15 protein-coding genes and 1 tRNA gene are annotated in these 14154 nt (G+C 49.5%); 12 read left to right on the top strand and 4 right to left on the bottom strand.

The genetic code is table 11. The features are described from left to right. Positions 1 to 103 precede the first annotated feature (103 nt). Positions 104 to 179 (top strand) — tRNA-Phe (locus tag EFBL_RS03725). A 63-nt stretch (positions 180 to 242) separates the two neighbouring features. Here EFBL_RS03725 and EFBL_RS03720 read toward each other — a convergent pair. Together EFBL_RS03720 and EFBL_RS20445 are read right to left on the bottom strand one after the other, a co-directional pair. Then, on the bottom strand, positions 243 to 779 hold the full coding sequence (locus EFBL_RS03720; RefSeq protein WP_231705677.1) for a hypothetical protein: 537 nt from the start codon (positions 777 to 779) through the stop codon (positions 243 to 245). Beyond that, positions 776 to 952 carry a hypothetical protein gene (locus tag EFBL_RS20445; RefSeq protein WP_165912526.1) on the bottom strand — a complete coding sequence of 59 codons (177 nt, stop codon included), beginning with the start codon at positions 950 to 952 and terminating at the stop codon, positions 776 to 778. Before EFBL_RS20445 ends, EFBL_RS03720 begins: the two co-directional genes overlap by 4 nt. A 240-nt stretch (positions 953 to 1192) precedes the next feature. Here EFBL_RS20445 and yycF point away from each other — a divergent pair, with 240 nt between their 5' ends. The 5 genes from yycF to EFBL_RS03695 are packed head-to-tail and all read left to right on the top strand — an operon-like array spanning position 1193 to position 6576. Continuing rightward, positions 1193 to 1879, top strand: a complete 687-nt coding sequence (yycF, locus tag EFBL_RS03715) for a response regulator YycF (RefSeq protein ID WP_096180791.1) — start codon at positions 1193 to 1195, stop codon at positions 1877 to 1879. 5 nt (positions 1880 to 1884) lie between these two features. Next, entirely contained in the window at positions 1885 to 3648 is a 1764-nt protein-coding gene (locus EFBL_RS03710) for an ATP-binding protein (RefSeq protein WP_096180790.1), read from the top strand. Between the two features lies 1 nt (position 3649). Then, positions 3650 to 4921 carry a two-component system activity regulator YycH gene (gene yycH, locus EFBL_RS03705; RefSeq protein WP_096180789.1) on the top strand — a complete coding sequence of 424 codons (1272 nt, stop codon included), beginning with the start codon at positions 3650 to 3652 and terminating at the stop codon, positions 4919 to 4921. Positions 4922 to 4925: 4 nt separating this feature from the next. Then, positions 4926 to 5732 (top strand): two-component system regulatory protein YycI, encoded by an 807-nt coding sequence (gene yycI, locus EFBL_RS03700; RefSeq protein ID WP_165912525.1) that lies wholly within the window; start codon positions 4926 to 4928, stop codon positions 5730 to 5732. A 19-nt stretch (positions 5733 to 5751) separates the two neighbouring features. After that, positions 5752 to 6576, top strand: a complete 825-nt coding sequence (locus tag EFBL_RS03695) for an MBL fold metallo-hydrolase (RefSeq protein WP_231705676.1) — start codon at positions 5752 to 5754, stop codon at positions 6574 to 6576. A gap of 54 nt (positions 6577 to 6630) precedes the next feature. Here the strand turns inward: EFBL_RS03695 and EFBL_RS03690 are convergent, their stop codons facing one another. Further along, positions 6631 to 6849 (bottom strand): hypothetical protein, encoded by a 219-nt coding sequence (locus EFBL_RS03690; RefSeq protein ID WP_096180787.1) that lies wholly within the window; start codon positions 6847 to 6849, stop codon positions 6631 to 6633. Positions 6850 to 7054: 205 nt separating this feature from the next. On the opposite strand from EFBL_RS03690, the gene EFBL_RS03685 reads away from it, so the two are divergent. Beyond that, positions 7055 to 8218, top strand: a complete 1164-nt coding sequence (locus tag EFBL_RS03685) for a S1C family serine protease (protein WP_096180786.1) — start codon at positions 7055 to 7057, stop codon at positions 8216 to 8218. 91 nt (positions 8219 to 8309) lie between these two features. Here the strand turns inward: EFBL_RS03685 and EFBL_RS03680 are convergent, their stop codons facing one another. Continuing rightward, entirely contained in the window at positions 8310 to 8600 is a 291-nt protein-coding gene (locus EFBL_RS03680) for a hypothetical protein (protein ID WP_096180785.1), read from the bottom strand. A 144-nt stretch (positions 8601 to 8744) separates the two neighbouring features. On the opposite strand from EFBL_RS03680, the gene EFBL_RS03675 reads away from it, so the two are divergent. From EFBL_RS03675 to EFBL_RS03650, 5 genes are all read left to right on the top strand, one after another. Further along, positions 8745 to 8927, top strand: coding sequence for a CxxH/CxxC protein (locus tag EFBL_RS03675; RefSeq protein ID WP_096180784.1), 183 nt, complete (start codon positions 8745 to 8747; stop codon positions 8925 to 8927). Next, positions 8924 to 9403 (top strand): 23S rRNA (pseudouridine(1915)-N(3))-methyltransferase RlmH, encoded by a 480-nt coding sequence (rlmH, locus tag EFBL_RS03670; RefSeq protein ID WP_096180783.1) that lies wholly within the window; start codon positions 8924 to 8926, stop codon positions 9401 to 9403. The genes EFBL_RS03675 and rlmH overlap by 4 nt, the downstream gene beginning before the upstream one ends. Positions 9404 to 9957: 554 nt before the next feature. Beyond that, positions 9958 to 10194 (top strand): hypothetical protein, encoded by a 237-nt coding sequence (locus EFBL_RS03660; RefSeq protein WP_096180781.1) that lies wholly within the window; start codon positions 9958 to 9960, stop codon positions 10192 to 10194. Between the two features lie 27 nt (positions 10195 to 10221). After that, positions 10222 to 11205: an AAA family ATPase gene (locus EFBL_RS03655; RefSeq protein ID WP_096180780.1), complete on the top strand. Its 984-nt coding sequence runs from the start codon at positions 10222 to 10224 to the stop codon at positions 11203 to 11205. A 2-nt stretch (positions 11206 to 11207) separates the two neighbouring features. Continuing rightward, complete coding sequence (locus tag EFBL_RS03650) at positions 11208 to 13793, top strand: S8 family peptidase (protein WP_096180779.1); 2586 nt, start codon at positions 11208 to 11210, stop codon at positions 13791 to 13793. The last annotated feature ends 361 nt before the right edge of the window (positions 13794 to 14154 follow it).

The raw sequence follows: 14154 nt of genomic DNA, 5'->3' as shown, positions 1-14154 counted from the left end.
GTACAACACACCAGCCCCGCAAGGGGTTGGTGTGTCTGCCATAATGTACAAGCCAAAAACGATTGACATTGATGCGCTTGTCAAGTATAGTAAATAGCGTTGTGGCTCGGTAGCTCAGTCGGTAGAGCAGAGGACTGAAAATCCTCGTGTCGGCGGTTCGATTCCGTCCCGAGCCACCATTTCATTTGGGACAATACACATAAGTCAAAGAAGCGAGCCGATTCGGCTCGCTTCTTTTTTTCCTATGTATGGCCGCCATGGGAGCGGATTACCTGAACTGCCTGCTCCACCTTGTCTTTGGGAACGACGGCCGTAAGCAGAATGTCCTCCCCGGATACGTCATCCGCTGTAGTGGCGTATCCGCTGGCAGAAGGATCCGCCGCCATCAGTACCCCGGCATCCCGGCTGGAAATGGCATCCATCCCTAAAGTCAGCTCCCCAAGAGACGGAATGTTTCCGGTTATGGGGTTCCTGAGATTTTGCGTCGGCTGCCCGGGGTACGGGGATACACGATCAATTTGCACGGTGTTGATCCCCATTTTCTTCAATTCGTTGGATGCTTTCTGTGCAACATCGGGATCGGCAAAGGAGGCCAGGATTGCCTGTTCCTTCTTGGGGTCAAACTCATCCGAGCGATCCTGCAGCGTCTGACTTATGGTTTGCTGCACTTCGTCCTGCGGCATCTGGTTATTCCGTCCGTCAGTACTTTGCATTCGTAAGGTTTGCACCTGACCCTGCTGCTGTTCGTTATTGTTGTTGGTCTTTTTCATATCGGTCATTGCCTTTGTTCCTCCTTCCCCAAGTCAAAGTGGGCTTCGAGTGTATCCGCCAAGTGTTGACCTCTTGCTTCCGCTTCATCCGGCTCGATGCTGCGCGGCAGGCGATCCTTATATTTGAGCAGTTCCAGACGCTGCTTCTCAAATACCGCTTGCACATCAGGTTCGTGTTCCATATCGGTATCACCTCGTTTGTCTATCCCATGCATGCCAGACCAGGTGTCGTGGCTAAGAAAAGCCAATTTTTCCCCTCTATTAGTGTTGCCAGACAGCGACTTCCTATGCTGAAGCGGAGAACTTGTAGATGAACCTTTCCATTTGTGTCCTTGAAATGCCAAAGTTTTCTGGATGAAGGAATTTTGGACCCGCAATGGAAGTACATAAGAGGGTAGGAATGCCAAGAAAGGGTGACAAGTGTGAATCACAAAATTCTGGTGGTGGAAGACGAACTGCCGATTGCTGATATATTGAAGTTTACTTTGGAAAAAGAGGGCTACGAGGTATGTCTTGCCAATGACGGAGAAGAAGCGGTAGAACTGGCCAACGCCGAGAAACCGGACCTGATTTTGCTGGACGTGATGCTGCCCAAGAAAGATGGTTTTCAGATCTGCCAGGAGATCCGTTCCTTTCTGGATGTGCCGATCATCTTCCTGACAGCGCGGGATTCAGAGATTGACAAAGTACTCGGTCTGGAGATAGGGGCGGACGATTATGTCACGAAGCCCTTCTCTTCCAGGGAACTCGTGGCCCGTGTGAAAGCCAACCTGCGCCGGCAATATGCAGAACCCATTGCCTTCACCAAGCCTCGCTATACTATTGGGGAATTGGTGATCGACACCTCCACCTATCAGGTGTACAAGAAAGAAGAACTTGTAGACCTGACCCACAGGGAGTTTGAACTGCTGGCCTACCTGGCCCGTTTCCCGGGGAAAGTGATGACCCGGGAACATTTGCTGCATGAAGTGTGGGGATTTGATTACCTGGGCGATATCCGGACAGTGGATGTGACCATCCGGCGATTGCGGGAAAAAATCGAGACGGACCCCAGCAATCCCGAGTACATTCTAACCCGCCGCGGGGTCGGATATTGTATGAGGAGGTAGATCGCTTGTTCCGAAGCATTCGCGGGAAACTGGTGTTGATCTACTTGCTGTTGATCCTGTTTGCGATGCAATTGATCGGGGTATATTTCATCCGGTCGGTGAACTCCTATTTCCTTGGAAATTTTTCGACAACCATCAACACACAGGCCCGATTCCTGTCTGCACAGCTGCAGCGTTATATGGAGAAAGACATGACTCCGGAGACGATAAAAGATATTGACAACCTGATCACTTCCTTTGCCTCGGAATCGGAGGTCTATGTCCTGAACAAAAACGGAACGATTCTGGCCACTTCCGGTGACAAGTCAACCATTGGTCAAAAACGTTTGCGGACAGAAGTGACCCGGGCTCTGCTGGGCAGCAAGGACGAAGTGATTCGGGAAGATGCGCAATCAGGCCAACGGTACACGTTTCTGGCCATCCCGATCAAGAACGAAACGGAAGTGATCGGAGCCGTCTACATGGTGGCTCCCATGAGCAAAATCTATAAGACCATCAAGGAACTCAACATGATGTTTTACACCGGTCTTCTGATTGCTCTTGTGTTAACCGCCATCCTGGGGGTCGCATTGGCCCGCACCATCACAAACCCTATCGTGGAGATCACGAAGAAAGCAAAAGCGATGGCAAGGGGAGACTTCAATCAGGTGGTGCAGGTACGAAACGATGATGAGATCGGGCAATTGGGGGAGACGTTCAACTACCTGGTGTACCGGTTAAAAGGGGCGCTTGATGAGAACGAACAGGAACGGGAGAAACTGGAGGCGATCCTGACGCACCTGAGTGATGGGGTGATTGCAGTGGATTCCTCCAATCAAATCGTCCTGATCAATCCGGCTGCCAAGCAACTGCTCGGATGCGAGGACGATCCGGTAGGTCTTCCGATTACCCAATTGTTAATGATGGAAGAAGATCCGAATACCCCCCTGCCGCTAATGGCCGGACGGGAGATGCACTTTCGCGGACCCAAAGGAAGCATTCTCCAGGCGTATGCGTCCCCTATCCGGGGAGAGAAAGGAACTACCCGCTTTGTCATTGTGATCCGGGACATCACAGAGAAAGAACGGGAAGAACAGGCACGCCGCGATTTTGTTGCCAATGTGTCCCACGAGATCCGGACACCGCTTACCACCATCAAAAGTTACCTGGAAGCTCTTAACGATGGAGCTGCCGAGGAACCTGTCCTGCGGACAAGGTTCCTGCAGGTGATTCAAAACGAGACGGAGCGAATGGTGCGCATGGTCACCGAATTGTTGCAGCTGTCCCGGCTGGATGCGGGCAAGATGCAGTGGACGTTTCAAAATATCAATCTGGTACAGATCCTTGATGATGTGGCCGACCGGTTTGCGTTTCAATGTCGCCAGCAGGAGATTTCCATGTTTGTGGAGGCACCCTCCACACTTCCCTTGGTGGCGGCAGATCCGGACAAATTGGACCAGGTGCTTGACAACCTGGTGACAAACGCGATCAAACACACACCTGCTCAAGGCATTATCCGGCTGGTCGCAACTGCCAAACAGGAGCTGATCGAAGTAAAGGTAATAGATTCCGGCATTGGAATCCCCGCAAAGGATCTCCCCCGGATCTTTGAGCGTTTCTATCGGGTCGACAAAGCCCGTTCGAGAAAATTGGGCGGTACCGGTTTGGGACTCTCCATTGCCAAACAGATCATAGAGGCTCACGGCGGAAGCATCTGGATCGAAAGTGTGGTCGACAAGGGAACAACTGTTACCTTTACCCTTCCCCGTGTGAAGGAGGGGGCCGCTTAAGATGCACAAACGTATGGAATCTTTCAAAACCGGTTTGCTTGCTTTTCTTGTAACACTGTCAATCGTGTTGTCGGTTGGCCTATGGAACAATACGCCTGTGTTTGAATCCCTTGATCAGGGAGGTTTTCTTCCCAATCCTGCATTTGGCATTGGCAGAAGTGCGGAAGAAATGCTCCTTCCGGTCCGGATTCAGGCTCGTCTTGAGGACAAGACCTACCGGATTGCAGGCCCCTTTACCGATCTCTATGAAAAGGCATGGAACGAACTGCGGATGTCAGCCGTACGGGAAATGGAAGCGGTCGTCTTTCCGGAACCGATGAACCAAGGGATTCGTACGGGCCCGTATCTGGAATTTGAATTCGGGTTTGCCCTGAATGAAGAGCAAGTCTCGCAAATTCTGAAACTGTTGGAAACCAACCGCATCCAGATGAAAGTGACATCCATTACGGTCTATCGGGACACAGCCGGGGTTGGCTATATCGTCTTTATGAACGATTCACAGCCCCTGTTTCGCGGAAAACTGGGGAGCCAGACCCGACTGTTCGACCAACTGGCCCAATGGGGCAGTCTGCCGAAATATGTGGAGCAGCCTGGCAACCCAAAATCGTTTCTTGTCTTAAATGAGAAAACCAAGATTCCGGTGATCAGAGGCGAATGGGCAACACTTCCGGCGGATTCCCTGGGGCGGACCTTCTTTGTCGATCCCACTCTTACCCGGAGAATCCAGGAGCGGGACGGGTCGCTGATTGTCACGGACGGAAACCGGACGGTCCAAATCACCTCCAGGACCATCCGGTACACCAATACGCTGCCCTTTGACAAACAATCGAAAACAGCCAACATGGACAATTCCTTTCAACGGGCGGTAGCGTTCATAAACGAGCACGGTGGCATGCAGGGCGATTATATCGGCCGTCTGCATGCCAGTTGGGGCGAGGACAGCCGGCAATATCTGTTCACCGAGTATCGAAACGGAATACCGGTGCTTCCCCGCGATACGGGAATTCAAGTGGATCTAAAGGGCAATGAGGTCATGGAAATGCAGCGCAACATTCGGTACATCGGGGCGGAAACAAAGGAAGAGACCGTGGAGATCTTGCCTCCTCCCGCTGCAGCAAGGGAAGGTGCCATTGACATCTTCCTGGCATATGCAGTCCAGGAAGAGGGGAGACAGGTCCGGCTGCAACCCGTATGGGTGGTGCAGCACGAGAAGCTTCCGATAAGGCTGCTGGATGCCCGGACCGGCAAGAACTGGCAGGAAAGGGGAGAGTGAGCAGGTGGACTGGAGCCGTGCGAAGACTTATCTCATCTTGACATTTCTGCTTCTGGATCTCGTCCTGGGGTATCAGTACTGGAAAATGAGGACCGAGCAGGCAAGCTATGTTCAGTCCTTTGCCGAACAACTGGCCGAGGTCCGGGACCAACTGGCCTCCCAGAATTGGGAGCTTCGCACCGACCCTCCCAAGCAAACTCCAGAGTTGGGGTTCCTGCAGGTTCGCTATCTTGCGACTCCGGAGAAAGAGTGGGAAAAGCGTATCGGGGAAGTGGACACTCTTCAGTATAAAGGTCCGGGGCGAGTAAGCGTTGGAGTGTCGAGTCTGAATCTGACTGTCCCAATGGAAGAGGAGAAGGGGGGCGACAAATTGCTTTCCCAGCTTGCTGCCAAGATCTGGCCGAAGGAAGTTTACCAATATGACCGGAAAATCCAGGACGGAAAAGGTTCCGGGTCCCTCCTCTATCTTCAGGTCCATAACGGATACCCGTTTTTCTCCGCCCCATTGGAAGTGATTGTACAGAACGGCAAAGTGATGCGCTATCATCAGGTGGCATTGGACGTAACAGGCGAAGGCGGCAGCAAAAAACAGGTGATATCGGCCATTCACGCTCTGCGATCCCTGTCCGAGAAGATGGACAAATCGGAGAAGAGAACCGATAATAGGGTCATACATGAGATCCGTCTGGGATATTACAGCCGGCCGTTCAACGCGGACGAGTGGTACCTGATTCCCATGTGGCGGATTCTCAGCGATCGGGAAGTTTTCTATGTGAATGCTTTTACCGGTGAAGTGGAACTGGCGAGATGAGGCAACAGGAGGACATGGAATGCTGCGGTTTAGTGTGCTTGCAAGCGGAAGTTCAGGGAATGCGGTGTATGTGGAAACGGAGAACACCCGGATCTTGATTGACGCGGGGGTTGCTTGCAAGCAGATTGAAGCGGCCATGAACGAGATCTCGGTATCCTTGTCGGAACTGGATGCGATTCTCATAACTCACGAACACTCGGACCATATTAAAGGGGTGGGCGTGGTCGCACGCAAAGTGGCTGGCGAACGGCGAAAGCAAGGGTATGAACAGTTGGAAGTGCCGATTTATGCCACCGAAGGATCGTGGCAGGATCTGCACGGGCTGTTGAAAGACTATCCGGATCAGCAGCGGAAGGTCATATCCGTGGGGGACAAGCTGGAGTTTGACGATCTGTTGATTGAACCTTTCCCCCTGTCCCACGACGCGAGAGAACCCGTCGGATTCGTCTTCTACCACGGGTCCAACAAACTGACCCTGGCAACCGACCTCGGGTATATGAGCTCCCGTGTGAAAGAGACGATTGCGGATTCGGATGCCTACATACTTGAGAGCAATCACGACATCAACATGCTTCGTGTCGGTCCCTATCCCTGGTATCTGAAAAAGAGGATTCTCAGCGACAAGGGGCACCTGTCCAACGAGGCAGCGGGTGAGGCGTTGATCGACATTATGAGCGGATATACACAGGATGTGCTCCTGGCGCATCTGTCGCAGGAGAACAACTACCCGGATCTGGCGGAAATGACGGTTCAAGGAATCCTGGATGCGGCTTGCAAGCAAGTGCAACTGCACCGCACTCACCCCAATAAGCCGACGGCTCTCTTTGAGATCAAACCCCGATAAGCGCATAGCGGAACTGCGGAACTGGGTCTGACTTGCCTGGCGCAATAGTTGCTCTTAGTGCTGGGGCAGGGTCAGTTTCTCGGAGATGGAGTTTTCCAACTCCGCGTCAAGGACCTGGGCTTTGTGGATGACATCGTGCCGGCTGATGAGCTCTTTTTCCACCAGCAGATCAATGAGCGCCGTCAGAATCAGCGTATTCTTGTAGTCCACCTTTTTCAGATCGGCGATCTGTGCAAGAAAGTCGACCTCAGATGGGAGTCGGCTTTTTTTCATAGGGTTTCACTCCTGTACAAAGGGTTAAGAATAGTATGACCGTCCTTAAGCGGCGAAAAACACCTTGTATGGGAAAAGTCGCCGTTTCTGAACAATTGATGGAAATGGCTTTCGAGTCCTTGAGAAATAAATCGAAAGCCCGGTATAATGATACTGTGCCGTGGTGAATACTACGGCATCAGATTTCCTGATGGGGAGGTTCTGTATGGGATTCTATGACGATTTTGATGCCAAGCCCCGGAAGCGGTCCGGAAGCTGGCTGGCATCTGTTATAATTGCCGCTTTGGTGGGGTCAGGCAGCACCCTGCTGATGGTTCCGGCCATGATCAAAGCGAACGTGATCAAATTGCCGGAAGCCAGCCAAGTGGTTTCTTCCAACGGAAAGCTGCCGTCACAAACGGTGGCCTACAACGTGGAAACGGGTATCGTAAGCGCGGTGAATCGGGTGAAACCGGCGGTAGTAACTGTTGTCAACATCCAGAAAGTAGGAGGGTACTTCAACCGGGGCCTCAAACAGGAAGCGGGCAAAGGATCCGGTGTGATCATCGATAACCAAGGGCACATTGTGACCAACAACCATGTGGTGGATGGCGCCTCCGATGTGGAGATTATCGTCAATGACGAGCATATCAAGGCGAAAGTGTTGGGAACGGATGAACTGACCGACCTGGCGGTTCTGCAGGTTCCCACAGACAAGATCAAAGAGATCAAACCGGTGGAATTGGGCAGTTCGGAAGCGCTGCAAACCGGGGAACCGGCAATTGCCATCGGGAACCCGCTGGGTGAGTTTGAGCAAACCGTAACGGTGGGTGTCATCTCTGCCAAAAAGCGAATGATGGAGATCTACGGCCAGAATGGACGTGTGGTCCATGAACAGCCGGTTCTGCAAACGGACGCAGCCATCAATCCGGGGAACTCCGGCGGTGCGCTGATCAACATTAAAGGGCAGTTGATCGGGATCAACTCCGCCAAGATTGCGGAACGGGGCATTGAAGGGCTCGGATTCGCCATCCCGATCGATGAAGCCAAACCGATTATCGAGCAGTTGATGTCCAAGGGCAAGGTGATTCGCCCGGCACTTGGAGTTGGCGTGGAATGGGATGTCAAAGACATTCCGGAGAACTACAAATCCGGCCTTCCCATTAACTACGGGGTTGTCGTCAGCAATGTCACGCCCGGAAGCCCCGCTGACAAAGCAGGCCTTAAGGCAGGCGACGTGATTTTCAAGATCGACAATACGCAGATTCATACCTTCCTCGACTTACGCAAATATCTATTTTCGAAAAAACCGGGTGACACCGTCCAAGTCACCTTCTACAGAGAGAACAAAGAGAATACGGTTTCGGTAACATTGATGGAACTGAAGTAAAAAGACAGGAAACGGAGCAGGCCCATGTCAGTGACATGGGCCTTAGATTGTTGAATTGCCCCCGTCCCCAACGCGCGTTGGTTTGTAGGGCTTATGTATCGGTTTTTGAATTCAAACGGAAAATCCGTTGGTTTCTTATGCTATCGGACTTTAATGTTGCGCCGTCTTTTGTGCTTCCGAAATGCCCGATCCCATAAGGACTTTGGGCAAGTATGCGCTGTTCTTCGATTCGGTCCAAGGCTCCCTTAAGAGAAGCCATGTCCTGCTTCAGGCTATCAAAGTCTTGCTGGAGAACTTCGATATCCCGCTTGATTTCTGCTGCTGTGACCAGAAGGATTCCCACAGTACCGAGCAATTCCGCAATTCTTTTTTCCTGGTGCATGGGCATCACCTCTTTTGCGGTTCTTGCGTTCAAGTTAAATAAGGTAAACTTCCCCCTAAAGTATACCGCAACACTACAGGTTTGTCGCTTTAAAAAAACCTGTAAGGCTAATGATATAATATCTGGGGTACGGAGGTGCGACCCATGATTACAGCATGCAAGGAACATGTGGAGTTTGCAATTGATGAATTCGTCGATACCTATGAAGAAGCGCCGGAATTGCGATTGATCGAAGAAACAACAGTGTTTGAGGAACCTCGCTCCAAGTGCAAATTCTGTGGGGAACCGGCTGCATATCTGCTTACCCGGGCGGACTTCGACGTATGAACATTACGGTAGTTGCTGTAGGAAAGATGAAAGAAAAGTATTGGGTACAAGCGGCGGCCGAATATGAAAAGCGGCTTGGCGCCTATGCCAAAGTGAAGATGGTGGAGGTGCCGGACGAGCCGACTCCGGACAACGCCTCCCCCGCCCAGGAAGAAGCCATCAAAGCAAAGGAAGCCGCCCGCATCCTGGCCCAGATCAAGGAGCGGGACTATGTCGTGGCCTTGGCGATAGAAGGACAAGTTTTCTCCTCGGAAGCCTGGGCGGAACAAATGGAACGGATCACCGGCCAAGGCTTCAGCTCGTTGGTATTTGTCATCGGCGGGTCCCTGGGGCTGCATTCCTCTGTTTTGCAGAGATCCCACCTAAAGCTGTCCTTCTCCAAGTTCACCTTCCCGCACCAGATGATGCGGGTGATTTTGCTGGAGCAGGTTTATCGGGCGATGAGGATTATTCGCGGGGAACCTTACCACAAGTAACGGCGAATTTTTGACTTTACACGTTTGCCGGGGGCGGAAACTCGCCCCCATGGGGGAGGGTGGGGGTGAGGCCACACTGGGCAAAGATCACTTGGCAGGTGTTTTCATGCGGGCTGTTAAGCCAGCGAAGGCTTGTTACGCTTACGAGCATTTTGCTAAAAGTAGAACGGATCCCACATAAGGGAGTGAGAACTTTGGAGATACAAGAAGCAGTTGAATTATTTAGAGAAAATATTGATGAAAATAACAATACATGGGCACCATTCACCGTTTTATCTTATGTTTACTCAATATTGTGCAGGACATCATGCACTCCTTGTCGAAATCAAAAGGCATGGCCAATACAGTGATCGAGAAATCAGTGATCGAAATCTCAAACTCAATTGAAGAACTGCCGAGTCGTTGTCTCTCGCTAGAACAGAAGATAGCTGAGCTCTCTACCAAAGTGAAATGGTACGAAGTGCAGTTCCGCCTTGCCCAGCACAAGCGGTTCGGAGCCTCAAGCGAGAAACGTCCCTGACCAGCTGTTGATAATTAACGAGGTAGAGATTGCAGTGAACCCTTTAGCTGAGGAACCGACGTTCGAAACAGTGAAAGTCATCCCGTCCGAAGTCGTGAAGGTGGAACAAGTTCCTTATGTTTATAACTGCCGCCCATGTGATTGGGAAAGTATTGAGACGTCGATCATCACGAACCCAATGCTCAAACCGGCGCTGCCGGGCAGATTGACTTCTTCCTCCATGCAAGCAAACATAATGAACCAGACTTACGTTCATACGAATATCATATAATAACAGAACGAGGAAAGGAGGTTAAACGTGAACGCTACGATGATGAAACGGCTGTTTCGCGCAATATCTTCCGGAAATCATGAGGACTTGCGAAAGATTGCATCTCAAATTGTCCAGGATGAAGAAAAGAAGGGTCATTTGTCGCTTGCTAAGGAGCTAAAGACGACTTTGGCCGGTTTTTCGGACACTCAATCGGCAGCTGTGCTTGAATTCAAGCCGAACGTATTAAGTGTACTTCCAAGGAACAAGAAAAATGACTCTCCTCTTGTTACCTATTTGGGACCTGAGCAATTGAAGCATGAGATGATTTTGCCCCCTTCAGTAGAGGAAAGATTTGAACGGATCGAAAAGGAATATGCTGCTCGGGAACGCCTGGCTCTGTATGGACTGAAACCAAGAAGTAAAATATTGCTCTATGGTCCTCCGGGTTGCGGGAAAACATTGGGGGCGCAAAGGCTTGCTTGGAGTAATGGTCTTCCGTTAATGAAAGTTCGTTTCGATGCGATGGTGTCCTCGTTACTTGGTGAGACCGCATCGAATATGCGGGAGATATTTAATTCGGCTGCACAGAGCCCCTGTGTATTGTTTTTCGACGAATGTGACGCGATCGCGAAATCCCGTTCTGCTGGGCAAGAAGTTGGCGAAATAAAACGGGTTGTCAATAGCTTTCTCCAATTCCTGGATGAATATGACGTTCCTGGCTTGCTTGTAGCAGCGACGAATTTAACTAATCAACTGGATCCGGCCGTTTGGCGCAGGTTTGATGATGTTTTTGAGATACCTAAACCAGGAGCTGAGGAGATCAAACAGATAGTTCAAATGACACTGTCGGCATTACAAACCACAGAGTTTGATTGGGATATTATAGTTCAAGAATCCGCCGGATTATCAGCCGCACAGATTGTCCGAGCTGCTCAAGATGCGGCTAAGCGAGTGATACTATCAGCCGATGAGATAATTTCACAAGAAGTGTTGGTTCAATCTATTCGTGAACATAACGGGGTGAGATAAGTTTGTCACAGCAAAATCCATTCCAGCATATCCAGTTAAGACTGATCAAAGACGCTCCGGTGAAAAAACAAAAACCTCGAAATTTTCAGAAAAATACGCAGACCCAGTACTTTCGAGATAATCGAGAAAGTCATGCAATGCATCTAAGTAGAGCAGGATCGGCAGTTTCAGAGGAATGGTTACTCAACAGGCAGCGTAGACAACTAGACAACCTCCCGGAGATGCCGGAAGCGTTGTCTATTTTTTTGCAAATTGATCCACGAGAACTGCCTGTCGAAGATCTGAGGAAATATGGGATTGAAGTCATTGGGGAGTTTGAAGACGGATTTGTAATCGGATCATCCAGTGATTTGACCCTTGTGACTCTTAAAGAGAAAATTGAGAAATTTGCCGCGGGAGCTCAACATCAGGTCGCTGGATTGTGGGATATTGTAACAGGTGTCGCTTGGAGACGTGAGAAAATTCTGTCCGAAGCTCTGCTTCGGGACTGGCCGATCATAAAGGACTATGATCAGATGGTTGTCGAAATTGGTATAGCATGTCTTGGGACAGAAGAAGTGCCTGTACACCCTAAGAATAGAAGAAGCAGCTATAAATCTGAAGTAGCATATAATAGAGCTGTGGAAACTTGGACCAAGAAGCGGAATGAGATCTATGACATGTGGGATGAATTGATGAACCAGCGCTACGATCAATTACTGCGCATTATTCGTTCCTATCAAGGCGAGGTTATATCAGGGCCAGTTCATGAGAACCCTGAATTACTATCCAGCATGCCCGATAGCTTTACAGTGAAAGTAAGAATATCAGGAAAAGGGTTCAAAGATATAGTTGAGAATCATCCCTATGTCTTTGATATTAGCGAGGTTGACGGAATTGAAAAGCATGAACCGGTTGAGATTGATCAAGATGAGACGATCAATGAAGGATTGATCTTTAACAGTCCTAGTGAAGATGCTCCGGCAGTTTGTATCATTGACAGTGGAATTCAAGAAAGACATATCTATTTGAAAGAAGCTATCGATCAAACGGTCTCAAGAAGTTGGATTAACTCGCCTACAGATGTTGCAGATCATTATCCCGGCGGACACGGAACGAGAGTTGCGGGTGCGGTTTTATACCCTCGCGACATTCCGAGATCTGGACAAGTCCACCATAATATCTGGATTCAGAATGCCAGAGTTCTTGATAACAATAATGGAATGCCGAGCTCATTATTTCAGCCAATTTTGATGCGTCAAATTGTCGAATATTTTCATTCCTCACCGAGGAGAACCAAGATATTCAACCATTCGATTAATAGCACAAACCCTTGCCGAGTAGTACACATGAGTGCTTGGGCGGCGGCTATTGATCAGTTGAGTTGGGAGAAGGACGTATTATTTGTCATTTCCGCCGGGAATCTACCTTTATACAGCCGAGGAAGACCGGTTATTAGATTGGCGATTGCCGATCACATGAACAGTGGTAGGAATTATCCTGATTATTTATTGGAGCCATCATCCCGGATTGCCAATCCGGCTCAGAGTTTGCAAGCAATCACAGTAGGTTCTATTGGACTGGCTGATATAACAAGTCCTTATTACAGTTTTTCCAAAACATCCGAACCTTCCGCATATTCTTGTACGGGACCTGGAATATTTCAGACCATTAAGCCTGAAGTCGTAGAATATGGGGGATGCGTTGCACATGATGGCGGTACACCGAGACGTATTCTGAACCGTCCCGAACTCAGTCCGCAGTTAATTCGATCCAATCTGTACGGGGGTAGTGCAGTTGGAAGAGATCAGGTTGGTACTTCTTTTGCCGCTCCCAAAGTCTCTCATATTCTTGCCGGAATTCAAAGAGTGTTTCCAGACGAATCCACCTTGCTTTATCGGGCATTATTAATACAGTCCGCAAGGTGGCCAGACTGGACAAGTCGTTGGCCTGATCCGACTTCTGTTCTGCGACATATTGGATATGGAGTTCCAGATTTGAAGAGAGCGACTGAAAATAATCCATATCGAATTACGTTGATTACGCAAGGTGAAGTACGGATTAGCGGCAAGCAAGTTCATATATACGAGGTTAGAATCCCGGAGGAATTACGTAGACTTGGAGACGCGTTTGATATTCGCATTGATATCACGCTTTCTTATAAGGCGCAACCACGCCGTACTCGCAGAAATCGGCAAAGATATTTGTCAACATGGCTGGAATGGCAAACAAGCGAACGGTATGAATCGATGGAAAGTTTTGTATCGAAAATGATTGAGTTGGCGTCCGGTGATGAGTATATTGATGAGGTAGTTGACGAGAGTCGAGAATCAATAAAATGGATGATCCATAAGCGTAGTGATTGGGGCAGGATTAAGGGATTTAGGAGGGATGACAACACCGTTCAGAAGGATTGGGCTTATTTGAAGTCTTATGAATGGCGTGAAGCATTCTACATCGCGGTAATCGGTCACCTTGGCTGGAATCGAGACATGAATGCCACTGTTCCGTATGCCTTGGCTGTTTCGTTCGAAGCAATCAATGAGGATGTTGAAATTTATCAGCCGATTGCAATTGAGAACGAGATAAATATAAAAGTGGAGATATAATCTTTTCGGTTCTTAGGAACCAAGCAACTTCTCCTAACAATCTAAGCATCAGGTTGACTAAATGTGAATTTACTCCGCAGCGCTGTTGGAACCCCTTTCCATGAATTAGGGCACCTCTTCTTTAGGGTGCCCTAAAATTTCGCCTTAGCAATGATACGGAGAACCGTATCACAAGTAACGGCAAGTTATGACACCGCGATTTTGTTGCTGCATGCTTCAGCAGCTTTTTTTATGAAATTATATATCTTGGCGGGCAAGATTCCAATATTTGTAACAGCCTATTTCAGGGGGGACGGGAACAAATCGGACTTGTGATGACAACTTTTATTCTAGCGGCGGTAATCTATCGACCTTTAGCGGG

The organism is Effusibacillus lacus, from assembly GCF_002335525.1.
In the GTDB taxonomy this organism is placed as follows: Bacteria; Bacillota; Bacilli; order Tumebacillales; family Effusibacillaceae; genus Effusibacillus; species Effusibacillus lacus.
This window is presented reverse-complemented; position numbering and strand designations above follow the sequence as displayed.